At 67.0% G+C, this 14,011-nt stretch carries 14 protein-coding genes and 1 pseudogene; 8 read left to right on the top strand and 7 right to left on the bottom strand.

The window, feature by feature from the left end:
• The first annotated feature begins 184 nt into the window (after nucleotides 1-184).
• On the top strand, nucleotides 185-973 hold the full coding sequence (locus tag MXA07_RS04220) for a hypothetical protein (RefSeq protein WP_247730804.1): 789 nt from the start codon (nucleotides 185-187) through the stop codon (nucleotides 971-973).
• On the opposite strand, the pseudogene MXA07_RS04215 reads toward MXA07_RS04220, so the two are convergent.
• Nucleotides 869-1,318 (bottom strand): annotated as a pseudogene (locus tag MXA07_RS04215) (YgaP family membrane protein); the annotation flags it as partial. The gene MXA07_RS04220 and the pseudogene MXA07_RS04215 overlap by 105 nt on opposite strands.
• Nucleotides 1,319-1,633: 315 nt before the next feature.
• On the opposite strand from MXA07_RS04215, the gene MXA07_RS04210 reads away from it, so the two are divergent.
• Entirely contained in the window at nucleotides 1,634-2,332 is a 699-nt protein-coding gene (locus tag MXA07_RS04210) for a DUF8052 family protein (RefSeq protein WP_247730803.1), read from the top strand.
• A 9-nt stretch (nucleotides 2,333-2,341) separates the two neighbouring features.
• Here MXA07_RS04210 and MXA07_RS04205 read toward each other — a convergent pair whose 3' ends face one another.
• The 3 genes from MXA07_RS04205 to MXA07_RS04195 form a co-directional block, all read right to left on the bottom strand.
• Nucleotides 2,342-4,327 (bottom strand): carbon starvation CstA family protein, encoded by a 1,986-nt coding sequence (locus MXA07_RS04205; RefSeq protein ID WP_247730802.1) that lies wholly within the window; start codon nucleotides 4,325-4,327, stop codon nucleotides 2,342-2,344.
• Nucleotides 4,328-4,555: 228 nt separating this feature from the next.
• Nucleotides 4,556-5,527 carry an ArsA family ATPase gene (locus MXA07_RS04200; RefSeq protein ID WP_247730801.1) on the bottom strand — a complete coding sequence of 324 codons (972 nt, stop codon included), beginning with the start codon at nucleotides 5,525-5,527 and terminating at the stop codon, nucleotides 4,556-4,558.
• Nucleotides 5,528-5,552: 25 nt separating this feature from the next.
• Complete coding sequence (locus tag MXA07_RS04195; RefSeq protein ID WP_247730800.1) at nucleotides 5,553-5,888, bottom strand: DUF7990 family protein; 336 nt, start codon at nucleotides 5,886-5,888, stop codon at nucleotides 5,553-5,555.
• A gap of 327 nt (nucleotides 5,889-6,215) precedes the next feature.
• Between MXA07_RS04195 and MXA07_RS04190 the strand changes: the two genes are divergently transcribed.
• Nucleotides 6,216-6,422 carry a DUF8107 family protein gene (locus tag MXA07_RS04190; RefSeq protein WP_247730799.1) on the top strand — a complete coding sequence of 69 codons (207 nt, stop codon included), beginning with the start codon at nucleotides 6,216-6,218 and terminating at the stop codon, nucleotides 6,420-6,422.
• Nucleotides 6,423-6,449: 27 nt separating this feature from the next.
• Here the strand turns inward: MXA07_RS04190 and MXA07_RS04185 are convergent, their stop codons facing one another.
• Nucleotides 6,450-8,561, bottom strand: a complete 2,112-nt coding sequence (locus MXA07_RS04185; protein ID WP_247730798.1) for a S9 family peptidase — start codon at nucleotides 8,559-8,561, stop codon at nucleotides 6,450-6,452.
• A gap of 146 nt (nucleotides 8,562-8,707) precedes the next feature.
• Between MXA07_RS04185 and MXA07_RS04180 the strand changes: the two genes are divergently transcribed.
• Nucleotides 8,708-9,550, top strand: coding sequence for a PH domain-containing protein (locus MXA07_RS04180; RefSeq protein ID WP_247730797.1), 843 nt, complete (start codon nucleotides 8,708-8,710; stop codon nucleotides 9,548-9,550).
• 45 nt (nucleotides 9,551-9,595) lie between these two features.
• Here MXA07_RS04180 and MXA07_RS04175 read toward each other — a convergent pair whose 3' ends face one another.
• Nucleotides 9,596-10,204: an IMPACT family protein gene (locus MXA07_RS04175; RefSeq protein WP_247730796.1), complete on the bottom strand. Its 609-nt coding sequence runs from the start codon at nucleotides 10,202-10,204 to the stop codon at nucleotides 9,596-9,598.
• Between the two features lie 59 nt (nucleotides 10,205-10,263).
• The gene (trpY, locus tag MXA07_RS04170; RefSeq protein ID WP_247730795.1) at nucleotides 10,264-10,767 is read right to left on the bottom strand and encodes a TrpY family transcription regulator; all 504 of its coding nucleotides are present in this window, start codon (nucleotides 10,765-10,767) and stop codon (nucleotides 10,264-10,266) included.
• A gap of 131 nt (nucleotides 10,768-10,898) precedes the next feature.
• On the opposite strand from trpY, the gene MXA07_RS04165 reads away from it, so the two are divergent.
• From MXA07_RS04165 to MXA07_RS04150, 4 genes are all read left to right on the top strand, one after another.
• Complete coding sequence (locus MXA07_RS04165) at nucleotides 10,899-11,606, top strand: hypothetical protein (RefSeq protein WP_247730794.1); 708 nt, start codon at nucleotides 10,899-10,901, stop codon at nucleotides 11,604-11,606.
• A 199-nt stretch (nucleotides 11,607-11,805) separates the two neighbouring features.
• Complete coding sequence (locus tag MXA07_RS04160; RefSeq protein ID WP_247730793.1) at nucleotides 11,806-12,477, top strand: helix-turn-helix domain-containing protein; 672 nt, start codon at nucleotides 11,806-11,808, stop codon at nucleotides 12,475-12,477.
• Nucleotides 12,474-13,178, top strand: a complete 705-nt coding sequence (locus tag MXA07_RS04155) for a nucleotidyltransferase domain-containing protein (RefSeq protein WP_247730792.1) — start codon at nucleotides 12,474-12,476, stop codon at nucleotides 13,176-13,178. Before MXA07_RS04160 ends, MXA07_RS04155 begins: the two co-directional genes overlap by 4 nt.
• 536 nt (nucleotides 13,179-13,714) lie before the next feature.
• Entirely contained in the window at nucleotides 13,715-13,957 is a 243-nt protein-coding gene (locus MXA07_RS04150; RefSeq protein ID WP_247730791.1) for a hypothetical protein, read from the top strand.
• The last annotated feature ends 54 nt before the right edge of the window (nucleotides 13,958-14,011 follow it).

The raw sequence follows: 14,011 nt of genomic DNA, 5'->3' as shown, positions 1-14,011 counted from the left end.
GTGGGCGAGAACCGCGGGAGACCGAGCGGCGGAGCCGCGAGGTGCGAGACGGCGAGCGGAGCGAGGCGGCCGGGAATTCCGAGCGGTGAGCGGAGCGAGACTGCAACGGTAATTTATATTTTACGTGTAAATCCGGGCCTCGACCGGCGAAACAATTAATCTGTCTGCGTCAAAAGCAATTCCGATGAAACGTAAATACCTCGTCGCCGGGGTGATCGGCGTGCTCCTCGTCGTCGGGGTCGGGGCGCTGTTCTGCTTTCCGCTAGGCCCGACGCCAACGGAGGCGCCATTCGAGCACGGCGATTCCGAACGGTTCGCCTCCTCGGGAGCGGTCAACGTCGACGGAACGCTGTTGGTCGGCCACGAGGCGACGGTCCTCGGGCCCGACGCCGCGCACCTCACGTTCGAGTACGAACGGACGACGATCGAGTACGTCTACGAGGACGGTCGGGTGTACACGAAGTACACGACGACCGCCGACGAGGATCGCGAGTCGATCCGGTCGTCGCTCGCGACCGACGGCGAAGTCGTTCACTACGGACACCACGGCGACCGCGTGGTCCTCGTCGCGGAAGGCCAGGGGACGTACGACGGCGGCCACCTTCGCTCCACCCGCGCGATGATCCTCCGGCCCCTGAATCTCCCGGCCTACGAGCGGGTCGCGGACGGGACCGACGGAGCGTACGCCGTGTACGAACCCTCGCCGGCGTGGGTAACAGCGGACCGCTCGTTGACCCGCGTCGATCCCGAACGGGGCTCCGTTCGGACCGATCCGGAGACGGACGTCCTCAGGTCGGCGTCGCTCGAGGTCTCCCTGAGCCACACATCGTCCTACGGTGAGTACCTCTTGCAACGCGAACCGGACGGCTCAATCAGCGTCGAGTACGAGTACGACCCCGAACCGGAGCCGACGACCCTCGAGCCGCCGGACTGGGTCGAGCAGTGCGTGGAGACAGAGGACTGCGAGTTCTGACCGCGGTCGCCGGGAGCGTCCGGCCCGACCGTCAGCTACGCCTCGGACGTGGCGAACGTCACCTCGATCCCCCGATAAACCGGTGCGCTCGCGGTGGTCTCGTCGGGTTCGGGGACGCGGTGATCGCGGGGACCCCGCCACGCGGCCGCGAATGGACGGTATCGACCGTGGGCACGACGGGCTGGCATCGATTCCGAACGCCGAGTTCACCGGACAGCGACCGACGACCGCCGCCGCCTGCGGGTCGCTCCCGGCGAGGAACGCGAGCGCTCCCGGCGTCGAGTCGCGACGGCGATGGCCGACGCCCAGCGGTGCCAGCGCGGGAACGACGCGAAGCGATCGATCGAGGTCGCCGACGGTTCGCTCCGTTCCGGCTGCGGGACGGCGCGGGGAGGGCCGTCCGGTTCAGGTGCAACCCCGGACCCGGGCCGAGCCGTCGGCACGGAGGTCGGTCCCCGTCCCTCGAGCCTGGTGGTCTCGACGAGCGTGAAGCCGCTACGGCGGCTACAGGATCCGGACACCCGAGTCGTTCCCGGGTCGACGTGCGGAATTCGGGTACGACGGTGAAGCCGACCGACAATCACGCGAGTACGGCGACCGAGAGTCAACGTATTTACGGGCGTATCGGCATCACGACGACATGGACGCGGGGTGGTACGCGTGACCGGTGCGAACGAGGAGACCGACGGTGCGAACGGGTCGATCGGCGAGGCGCCGTCCGGGTCGGCCACCGCGCCCGACTCGACCGGGCCCATCGAGGCCGAAGGCGGTGCCCTGCCGGCCGACGACTGGCCGGACGAACTGCCGCGCTGGGACGACGAGTACCTGAATCGCGTGGCGCGACGGCTCGCTCCCCACTACGATCTGGAGCGCGATTACGCGGTCGACGGCGAACGATTCCCGATGTACGGGGAGTTGCGCATCCAGCACCAACGGCACGTCCTGCACCCGTCGGTGACGTTCGCCGAACACCGGACGCAGGAGCACGTCTTCGTCTGCGAGATCGACCGACCGACCGTCGGAGACCTGACGGCGCTGGGCGCGCTCGGCGATCGACTGGCCGCCGACCGGGTCGATGCCGACGAGGATCACTACAGCACGGACTTCACGTTCGCGATCGTCGCCGACGCGATCGCCGACGACGTCGCCGACTTCGTCGAGGGATACTCGAACAGAACGCTGCTGCGCGGCGGTTTGCGCGGCCACACGGAAGTGAATCTGATCGCGGTCGTCCCCGACGCCGAGACGAGCGTCGCGAGTGCCTCGGCCGACGTCGAGCAGGCGTTTCGGGTCTGGGAATCGATCGACCCGGACGAGCCGGGGTTGCTCGGTCGCGTGCTGAGCTGGGTAGCCCGGTGAGGGTAGGCGTCACTCGTCGTCAGCGCCCACGTCGTCCGCTTCTGCCGTGCCGTCGGGTTCCGGGACGTGTTCGCCGCCGTCGGTGACCGCAGCCGTGGCGAGCCCGGCCCGGGCGTCGGAGATGTTGTCGATCCCCAACCGAAGCAGCCTGATCGCCAGCGAGACGAGCACGAGCGCCAGGACGGTCAGAAGCGCGAACGAGAGCGTGTGCATCGAGGCCTCGACCTGCGCGAGCGTTCCTGGATCGGATACCACGTCACCCCAGACGTCCCACTCGGTGACGGCGGGATCCGAAACCACGGCCGGCTCGATGATGGTCGCCGGAAAGCGCAAGAGTGCGACCCAGAGAAGGCCCAGCACGGTGACGGTCACCATGAACGCGAGGGGGACACCGGTACTGACGAGCTGTTTCGTGTCGCTCCAGTTTGCGAGCCAGATGGTGGCAACCAGTAGCGCAAGCGCCGCGAGGAGCTGGTTCGCGCCGCCGAACAACAGCCAGAGGTTCCCCCAGCTGCCCGAGGCGACCAGCAGGTAGCCGGCGACAACGGTTACGCCGGCGTTGGCGTACCGGTTGGTCAGCGTCTCCTGGAGACTCGTTTCCGGCGTCCCGACGAGTTCCTCGACCATGTAGCGACCGAGCCGCGTCGCGGTGTCGGTGCTCGTAAGCAGGAAGCTCGCGAACACGAGCGCGATGAAGATCGACGCCAGACCGGCCGGAATCCCGAGCGTCGAGACGAGCGCACCGCCACCAGCCGGGAAGACGGCGATGGCCGACGCGAGGGTACCGGACGCGACCGTCGCGGCGGCGATCGAAACCGCGATGATCGCGGTCAGCGCAAGCAGCCCCTCGCCGAGCATCGCGCCGTAGCCGATCGTTCGGGCGTCCGATTCCCTGTTCAATTGCTTTGCCGTCGTCCCCGAGGAGACCAGCGAGTGAAAGCCACTGATCGTCCCGCACGCGATCGTGAGGAACAGGAACGGAACCAATGGCCCCAGCGAGGGGTGGACGAAGCCCTCGAACGCGGGAACGGACGCTTCGAGACTGTCGATCGTCACGCTGTTGAGGCCCTCGACCCCGGAGACGGGAATGTCGACGGGTTCGAACGGACGGATCGTCCCCACGACGACGCCGACGAGCATCGCCCCGATGCCGGTGTACAGAAGCGACGACGTGAGGAAGTCACGCGGCTGCAGCAGTACCCAGACCGGGAGTGTCGCGGCCAGGAACGAGTACAGCACCGTGACGAGCGCCCACGCGGCGAAGTTCGGATTCTGCGCCTCGGCGAGCGGCAACAGCTCCGCCGCCGCCAGGTCGCCGAAGAGGACGATCGTGCCGTCGGGGAGGGCGCCCGTTTCGACGAGCGCGATCGGGTACTCGTACCCGGCCCAGACCCCGGCGAAGATGCCGGCGACGAACAGCGCCGCCCCTGGAAGGAAGGGACCGTTCAACTGGTAGAGGTAGACGCCGAATCCGAGCGCGAGCGCGATGTAGAGCAAGCTGGCCGTCGCCGCGCCGGGGTAGGCGTTGAACACCTGCGCGATCAGGAACACGAACGCCGCGACGACGAGGAGGATGAGCAGGAACGCGAACCACAGCAGCATGTTCTTGCCTCGCTCGCCGACGTACTCGCCGACGATGTAGCCGATCGACTTCCCCTCGTGGCGGACGCTCGAAACCAGCGCCATGAAGTCGTGGACCGCGCCGAAGAGTGGGTTTCCGATCGCCACCCACAGCAGCGCTGGCGCCCAGCCGAACGCCGCGACCGCCGTCAGCGGGCCCGCGATCGGCGCGCCGCCGGCCACGCTGGAGAAGTGGTGCCCGAGCAGGACCGGTTTCTTCGATGGCACGTACTCCTGGCCGTCCGCGTACCTGTGTGCGGGGGTCTCGCGCTCGTCGTCGAGTTCGGTCAGCTCCCTCGCCAGGTACGTCGAGTACCCGACGTAGCCGGCCGTGAACGTCGCGAGCACGATGACCACGAACCAGATGACTTGCATCGTATCACGGTAGTTCGCACACGGTAGTTACCAGTATTAAATACGGTCATAATTTACCGACAGTTCGGGATTTCAACTCGGTAAACGAGTCGTTTCGGCACCGGTGGACCGACGACGGCGGTACAACCGTTCATTTCTCGCCGGTATCGAGCCGGCGCGCGCTGAATCGGGACGCCGGTCGCGGGGATTCGACGATCGCCGGAGACGAACGCTCGATCACTGGTGAACTCACGGACACTCGGGGCCAGCCGGATCGTCGAGTTCGGCCGCCAATTCCCGGAGCAAGTCACCGCGCACGTCGGCAATTCGCGACTCGATCGTCGCGACGATGGGGATCGGAAGCCTCTCCCTGGCCGTCTCGATGCGCTCGCGCTCGGTCGCACACCGCTGGCGGAGGTAGCGAGCGCCGGGACCGTCCTCGTGGGCGGCCGGTTCCGGCGTCACGCGGTTCATCACGGCCCCGTCGACCGCGAGGTCGTGCGACCGGAGCGTCTCGACCGCGCGTTCGGTTTCCCGAAGCGAGAGCGTATCCGGGTTCATGACCAGGTAGACGGTCGCGTCGGTCCGGAGCGTCTCGCGGGCGAACGCGAACCGGTCGCGACGGTCCTCGAGTCGCGCGATGATCGGGTCGCCCTCCAGTTGCCGACGGGGTTGCCGGTTGCCGATCGCAGCTTTCTCGTAGCGGTCGACGCTCCGGCGGCGCTTGGCGAGCAGCCGGTCGATCCAGTCCGCGAGCAGGTCCGGCAGGGCGAGCATCCTGAGCGTGCCCCCGGTCGGGGCGGTATCGAAGATGACGCGGTCGTAGGCCTCGGCCGACCGCATCACGTCGACGAACCGATCGAAGAGAGCGGCCTCGTAGGCGCCGGGGGCCCGGTGTGCCAGCTCCAGTTGCCGGTCGACCTCGTTGACCACCGCGGCGCTCAGCTGGGTCCCGAGTTCACGCTCGAGCCGCTGACGATGGGCCTCGACTGCCGCATCGGGATCGATCTCGAGGACCGAGAGCCGGTCCTGGCCGCTCACCGGCTCGGGTTCGTCAGCGAACTCCTGGTCGAACACGTCGCCGACGCTGTGGGCCGGATCGGTCGAGACGAGCAGGGTCTCCCGGCCGGCCCGACTGTCTCGCAGGGCGTAGGCGCTCGAGATCGTGGTCTTTCCGACGCCACCTTTGCCGCCGACGAAGACGAATTGAGGGTTCGACATCGATCGCGGGTACAACTGCCGGCGGCTAGAAGTGATACTGTCGTCCCTTGCGTTCGATCAGCGTCGATCGATCCCACATGCGCCGTTCCCAGGCGGTAAACTCCGTCCCGAGGAAGGGGAGCAACTCGGCCGCGTAATAGGAGACGGGCGACGGGATACCGAACGCGTCGGGGAAACAGGCAACCATGAACGCGTCCTCGAGGTCCTCCGCCTCCTGTTCGAGCTTCTCCGCGGCCGGGTGTACTACCATCCCGTGATAGAGGCCGTGGGCCCACTCCGCGACCCGGGATCCGCCGAACCGAGCCCGGATCCAGCGCACGACGGCATCCCGATACGACGCGATCCGCTCGGCCGTGCCCATAGTAATTACTCTCTGACGTCAGAATAAAAGTGTACCGCCGCTGGTGACCGTCCGTCTCCCGATCCCACAACGGGCAGGCGTCCGTCCCCGTGCGATACGGAGAGGGCGTCGCCACCCGGTACGCGCCCCGACGGGTTCCGAGTTGCGACAAGCGATCGAACGCCGGTGAGTGCGAAACGGCGGACACCCGTTACGGCCGGTGTCGGGCCGACGCACGTGGTTCGTCCGGCTCGCTCGCTTCGATTGCAGCGGCCCGGCTCCGCGTCTCGACCGGCGGCCGCAGCTGGTACGGAAGGTGTTAGGTGCCGGCGGCGCGATTGCACCCCCATGAGCGAGGATCTCGCGGATGGTATCGACGGCTCGCCGGGGCACCCGGTCGTCCTGCTGGTCCTCAACGTGGCGTTTTCCGTCTCGTTCGCGTCTATCCTCATCTACGCCTCGGACCTGGCCAACGTCACCACGTTCGCCTGGGAGCAGGTCGGGGCGATGGCGGTGATCCTCATCGCGCTCACGTACGTGGTGACCTCGGAGTGAAACCGTCGGGTAGCTGCGGTGGGACCGTCACTCTTCGTCCGATACCTCGTCCCCGTCGGGCTCGTCCGCCGACAGCCCGTCGTTCGGGTCGCGTTCGAGCGCCGGCGGGACGTCCGTCCCGTCGGAGTAGCCGTCGAACCAGCGGACGATCCGCTCGATGCGATCGACGACGTGGGCCGGTTCGCCCGAGCGCGAGAGTTCGTGGCCCTCACGGGGGTACCTGACCAGGCGCGCGTCGACGCCGTGTTTCTTCAGGCCGGTGTAGTAGAGTTCGGCGCCGTTGGCGGGCGTCCGGTAGTCGCGATCCGAGTGGACGAGCAGGGTGGGCGTGTCGACCTCGGGGACGAGCGAGACCGGCGAGTGCTCCCAGAGGAACTCCGGTTCCGCCCAGGGCGTGGTGCCGAAGTCGTACTCGACGAGCTTGTACGCGCCGTCGGTCGAGCCGTAGAAGCCGGTGAGGTCGTAGACGCCGCGCTGGGCGACGGCGGCGGTGAAGCGGTCGGTGCGCCCGACGGCCCAGGCGGTCACGTAGCCGCCGAAGCTGCCGCCGGTGACGTACTGCTCGTCGGCGTCGATCGCCGGGCGCTCGCTCACCGCGTCGGCGCCCGCGAGGACGTCCGACAGGGTCGTATCGCCCCAATCCCGGTAGGTGGCCGTCGCGTGGTCCTCGCCGTAGCCCGTCGAGCCCCGCGGGTTCGACCAGAAGACGGCGTAGCCGCTGGCGGCCAGGGTCTGGAACTCGTGCCACATCGTGCCCGACGTCGTCCACTGGACGTGCGGCCCGCCGTGGATCTCGACGACGAGCGGGAAGGGTTCCTCGCCCGCGATACCTCCCGACTCGTCGACGTCCGGCGGCGTCAGCAGCCAGCCCTGACACTCCCCACCGTCGCTCTCGAACCACAGCTCCTCGGGTTCGGCGACCGTTCGGTCGGCGAAGTAGTCGGCGTTGACGTCCGTGAGGCGGGTCGGGTCGCCGCCGGATCGGCCGGCGAGGAAGACGTCGCCGGGGTGATCCCACTCGCTCTGGGCGACCGCGACGCGCTCCTCGCCGACGGAGAACGCCTCGACGGTGGCGCCGTCGTCGTAGACCGACTCCGGATCGGCGCTCGCGTCGCCGGGTGCCGACCAGACGCGAACCCGACCTTCGTCCGGCGTCGCGAAGAACAGGTGTTCCTCGTCGGGGCCCCACTGGAAGCCGGCCTGGGAGAGCGTCCGGTCGAGCGAGTCCGTCGGAACCACCTCCTCGCCGGTCTCGACGTCGTGGACGACGATGTCGACCTGGCGCATGGTCATGCGCGCTTCCGGCGTCCGCGGGAACGCGACGAGGCCGTCGGTCGTCGCCTCGATCGCTCCGCCCCAGCCGGTCGTCCGCGTGAGGATCTCCGGCTCGGCGTCCTCGGCGAGGGGGTGCGCGTGGATGTCGAGTTCGACCGAATCGTCGGGCAGCGGCTCGTCGGCGGGTTTGCTGGCGTAGTAGACCGTCTCCGCGTCGCCCCACGCGGGCCCGACGTAGTCCGCGTCGCCGTCGGTGAGCCGGTCGAGAGCGTCCGCGCGCGAGGGTTCGCCGCCCGCCGCTTCCGCGGCCGCCATGGCGGTCTCGACGTCGAGGACGTAGACGTGGCTGCGCTCGCCGTCGAAATACCGCTGCATCGACCGGTAGTTGAGCCGATCGATAACGCGCGGATCCGGCGACTCGAACTCGTAGTCGGGGTCGACGGACATGTCGCGACCCTCGTCGCGATCCTCCGGGGTCGAGGCCTGCGTGAAGACGATGCGCGAGCCGTCGGGACTCCACTCGATACCGGAGACGCCGCCGGCGACCTCGGTCACCTGGCGGGCCTCGCCGCCCGCGGTAGGAAGGAGCCACAGCTGCGGCCGGTCGTCGTCCGCCCCGCGAGTACTCACGAACGCCAGGTACTCGCCGTCGGGACTCCAGCGCGGCTCGCTGTCGACCCCTTCGTCGACGGTGAACTGGCGCGGCTCGCCGCCGTCGGTCGGGACGACGTGGATCGTTCCGCGCCTCGATTCGTCGTCCTCGGCGACGCTACGGACGAACGCGACGCGCTCGCCGTCGGGCGCGAGCCGGGGCTCTCGAACGAAGACGAGGTCGTGGTAATCGGCCGCACGAATCGGCTGCATACACCGGTTCACCGTCGGGCCCCGATTAATTGTTTCGATTCGAAGGTGAAAGTCAGCCGTCTTCGGTTCGGCGATGCCCGCTCCGACAAGGAAGTTACTCGCTGTAAGGCAGTAGATTTTTCGTTCGATATGTCGGATGAAATAGCATGGTCGACACCGATCCGTCGTCGGCAAGGGCGGACTGGCGTCTCGCAGTAAGTGCGTACGTCGGCGCCCTCGCCGGGGGAATGGGCGGGGTCGTGGCGTCGATCCGTTCGCCCGCCGTCGTAGCGGCGGTCCTCGGTTGCGCGATCGGGTTCGCGATCGGCGGTTCGGTGGGCGTCCATCTGGCCGATCGAATCGACGAATTAGCCGTTCGAATCGGCCGAAATAGGCGTCGCCGCTGGTCGCTCGGGCTGCCGGTCGTCGCGTTCGCCGCGCTGTGGCTCCGGTCGGCCACCGCGAACGCGATTCGGTGGAGCGGCGAAATCGCTCTCGGAGCCGCCGTGGCGCTCCTCCTCGTCGGCTGGGTCGTCGCCGCCCTCGCCCGAGCGGTGTACGTGACCGCGACCGTGCCCGACGAGCCGATCCTGACGGTCCCCTGGGAGCCGCCGGGATCGGTCACCGCTGATCTCGCCCTGGTCGGCATCGGTCTGTTCGTCGCCGCGGCGAACACGGTCGACGGCGACCGGTCGATCGCGATCCTCAGTGTCGGGTTCGCGGTCTCGCGGGCCATCGCGTCGGTGATCGAGGCCCGCGTCGTTCCCCTCCGCGCCGCAACGTCGCCCGAGATCCGAGTCCACGACGCGGGCCTGGTCGTCCAGCGACCGTTCACGCGGTCGTTCGTCCCCTGGGACGACGTTCGCCACGTCCGCCTCAAAGACGGCGAACTCGTCCTCGATCGCGGCATCCGTGACGTGCGATTCGACCGCGACGAACTCGGCGACCCCGACGGTCTCGTCGCGTCGATCGAACGGGCGTCGCCGGGGACGGTTTTGCCGGCGGGATAATCGAAACGACAGTGACCGGTCGGTCGTCGATAGATCCTCGTCGACCTACTCGATCTCGGCCCGGCCGCTCGTCGCGCTCCGAATCCGATCGCGGAGCGCCTCGGCCGCCGCGACCGGCACGGACACCTCGAACGCGACCGCCTCATCGTAGCTCGCCTCGAACTCGTGGCCCTCGCTCTCGAGGATGGAGCGGACGGTGCCCGAGTCGTCGTAGGCGACGTCGATCGCGACGCGCTCGTGCGGTTCGCGCTCCGCGACGCCGGCGGCCTCGACGGCGTCTTTCACGGCCCGGGAGTACGCGCGGACGAGCCCGCCGACGCCGAGGTTCGTCCCGCCGTAGTAGCGGGTGATGACGACGGCGACGTTTTCGAGATCCTGGCCCTCGAGGACGGAGAGCGCCGGTTTCCCCGCCGATCCCGAGGGTTCGCCGTCGTCGCTGGAGTACTCGCGCAGGAACTCGCCGTCCGGGTCGGTCCGAACCCGGTAGGCAGGGACGTTATGAGTCGCGTCGGCGTAGTTCTCACGGACGCGATCGACGAACGCCTCGGCCGCCTCGACCGACTCGACGGGGCGGACGTGACCCAGAAATTCCGAGCCCTGCACCTCGAAGGAGGCGGTGGCGGCGTCGGCGACGGTCGCGTAGGCGTCGGTCATCGGTCAGATGGGAGTGGGTATCGGGTGGTCAACGGCCGAACGGTCGGGACGCACGGCCGTCACTGCAGTTCGAGTTTCCGGACGAAGTCCAGATTGCGCAGTTGCGTGATCAACTCGCCGGGGAGATCTTCGTCGGTGACGAGGTAGAGCCGGGGCTCGTCGGTGAACTCGGGGTCCTCGCTGATGGTCTGGCGGATCGAGACGCCGTTGTCCGCGACGAGGCCGGTGACCGTCGCGACGATGCCCTCCTGATCCGGGTCGTCGACGGCGACCGTGAGCACCGTCAGGTCGAGGACGGGTGCGAGGTCCATCAGGCTCGGCGTCTGTGAGATGTTCTGGAAGATGCGCCTGAGTTCGTCGTCTTCGAGGATGACGTCGGTCGTGGAGTCGACGACGCGGCGATCGACGCCGATCTCGCGGGCGATGCCCGTGTTCGGGATCTCGATGCCGCCCGAGACCACCCGCCCCTCGTCGTTCACGGAGAAGCCGCGTTCGAGCAGCAGCCGGATCACCGCCTGCTGGCTGGGAGAGCCCTCGAACTTCTCCATGATCTCGTCGAACATGGGCGGTGATACCCGTCCCACCTACAAATTCCTCCCGAACGACGGCGCCATCCGTCGCGTCGGAGTGACGCACCGATCGGGTCGACCCGGCGACGGTCGGTTTTTTGGTCGGGCCACGTCAACCAGAGCGCATGCGAGAACTGCGGACCTGCGACTTCTGTGGCGACGACCCCCGCGGGACGTACGAGATCGTCCCGCCGGAGCTGTCCCCGACCGAGGCCGAACAGCGCCGCGTCGTGCTCTGTGAGGCCTGCCGAGCGACCCTCTCCGAGCTGCTCGAACCCCTGCTCGCCCGCGCCCGCGGCGAGTCGATCGAGGGTGACGCGGGACCGGCGCACCCGGCCGACGCAAATCGGGACGAGAAATTCGGGACGGCCGAGGCTGCATCGTCCTCCGGACCACCGTCCGAGTCCGGCGCGCTCGATACCGGGGGTGACGAACGTCACGGGGACGCTGCGGGCACTGAATCCGGGTCGTCCGACGCCGACGGACTCGAGGAGTCCGGCCCAACCGGTGATGCCGGTAGCGCGGATGCACCAGACGCCGCGGACGGCAGAGCGTCCGATGACCGGGGGACGGCAGACGCAGGAAACGACGGCGAATCACCCGCAGCCCCCGACGCGTCGGCCGGCGCCGCGGCGGAATCGACGGCGCCGCAGTCGTACGGCAAGGTGCTCAGACTCCTTCGCAACCGGGACCTCCCGATGGCCCGCTCGGACGTCGAGGGCCTTGCCGCCGGCGCGTACGACCTCGAGTCACACCAGGTCGAGGCGATCCTCGATCGCGCGATCGAGCGCGGCGACCTGATCGAGGACGGCCGCCAGATTCGGCTGGGGTGACATCCGTCGACCCACTGATCGAGATCGGTCGCCCCAAACTCTCGCGCAGTGCCCCGATGAACTCCCTGGCGATGGGAGCGCGGACTAATTGTCAGGGGGAGCGTCGATACATCGTGCACCGGGTTCGAACGTCACCGGGACGCAGGGGCGGATCAGTAGTAAATATTTTAACTAATGCACACGATTGTGCAACTATAGAATGTACGAAGTGTGTGGGGAGAAGGAACTCAAGGTGTTACTCGCGCTCGACCCGGGAGATACCATCTCGGGAGTCGCACGGAAGATCGACGAAAACCGGGAGACGATCCGTCGCGTTGTAAACCGTATCGAGGAGGCGGGATACGTCGCGTACGATGACGGGCTACGGCTCGTAGATCGATCGATCCGGGACGCCGGGCTCGAATTCCTGACGACGACGGCGGACGTTTCGCCCCCGTCGATTACGGAGGCGTACGTCCTGCCACAGTTTGCAGGGATGGAGTACGCGTTCACCGCCATCGATGCGGTCTACGTCTGGACGCACGGTGGCTACCAGGTCGCGCGCAGCCCGAACGACTATCCGCTGTTCATCGCCGTGCGCGAATCCGATCTCGACGCGTGGATTGACTTCTTTGATCGATTCGAGATCCCGGTCTCGCGGGACCGGCAACCCGTCGAAGCGATCGACGGCCCCATACAGGTCGTTCTCGAGCCAGGGGCAACGATCGAAGCGGCGACGGTCGACGGACGGCCAGTCGTTTCACTCCAGGAGACCGTGGCGTTCGCAACCGACCACTACGCGACGTTCGAATCGGCGCTCGACATGCTCGCCCGAATGTACGACGACGTCGATAGTGACTCGAGCTACCGGACCGAGCCAGCCCGATCATGAGTCAAGAAGGCCGCAGCGAGGCACTCATCGAAGTGCTCGAAACACTGGAGCAGTCGGCCATCGGGTTCGTCCTCGTCGGTGGCTACGCGATCAGCCAGTTCGAGACGCGCTTCTCCACCGATCTGGACCTCGTCATTTCTCCGGACGACTACGACGAAATAGTGGCGTTCCTCGAGGCGCGCGGTTTCGAACGGCAGGCCGATCTCGAGGTCCCCTCATCGGAGACTATCTACAACCGCGAGATCGAATGCTTCGAGCGCACCGAGGGGTTGGTTCACCCGGTGGGCGTGGACATCCTCGTAAACGGTCTCGGCTGCAGACAGACCGAAGCGGAATGGTCATTCGAGTATCTACGTACGCATAGTTCCCCGACCACGATCTCGGGAGGGACACGATCTACGACGGCGCGAGCAGCCGATGGGGAAGTTCTCGTCGCTGCGAAACTCCATAGTGGCCGGAAGACGGATCTCGCCGACGTTCTCGCCGCGATTCCGTCGATCGACCTGAATTCGGTCGAAATGCATCTGCATCGTGGCGATGCTGCAGCGCTTCGAGAACAGTTGAGCGACGCCCACGCATTCATCGAAAACGGCGGTCTGGATCACCGGTTCAAGAGCATGTTCGGTCAATCGTCGGCCGCAACCGAGGATATCGAAACGCTCCTCTCGTTCCTCGAACGGCAACTGGAACGAAGGCGGTAGATTCGAAAACGAAGCCGCCGGCGTTTGCGATCGAGCGTGTCGTTCAGTTCGCCAGCTATCTATAACGGGAGAAGTCGTTCACGCGATTCACCGAGACCTTCGACTGCCCGTATTCGTCTCGCGGTTCATACCGGTCGATTACACGCACAGGCCTCAGTACTCACGTTTTCGAAACCATCGTAGCCGAACATTTCAACGGTCAAGCTGAAATCGCATCCGAAGCTAAACGGATAAATTTCTGATCGTTCCAGTAGCTATAATACATTGCGTTCCGTAGCTCCCGCCGGAAGCCAGCGTCTCCATCCGTCGCGGGGGACCGCGCAGAGAAAGTCCCGGGTGAGGCAACACCCGAGACGTCTGGCTTCCAAGCGAGCCGCTTGGTCAGCCATGTTACGCAACACACCACCGAGACAAAAAGGTCTCGCACACCTGTGGCCCGAAGAGTCGAATCACTATCCGTCTCTCACTTTCGTTTTCGGGGGTTGGGGGCCGAGGTCCGCCGATCGATCGGTGCTATCGGTTCGGAGGGAGCGCGGATGACGGCCGTCGAGCGATCCGGCACCGGAGCGCGCGGTCCGTCTCGCGACTACGGGTGCTATCGGTGCGATCGTGACGTGGCGCCGTCGCGGCTCTTCAGGATCGACGTCTCGCCGCCCGAGTCGCTCTCGGAGCGATACGCGGACTCGATTCGCTACTGCTGCGCGGACTGTGCGGCCGGGATGAACCTGTCGGCGTTTTCCGAGCGGTGGAACGCCCACGCGCGTCGAGAACGGCGTTGAAACAACATACCGATAGGTGTTCTGGAAAGCTGCGCGCCCGCGACGGCCCGAGTA

The sequence above is a fragment of the Halovivax limisalsi genome, from assembly GCF_023093535.1.
Taxonomy (GTDB): Archaea; Halobacteriota; Halobacteria; order Halobacteriales; family Natrialbaceae; genus Halovivax; species Halovivax limisalsi.
This window is presented reverse-complemented; position numbering and strand designations above follow the sequence as displayed.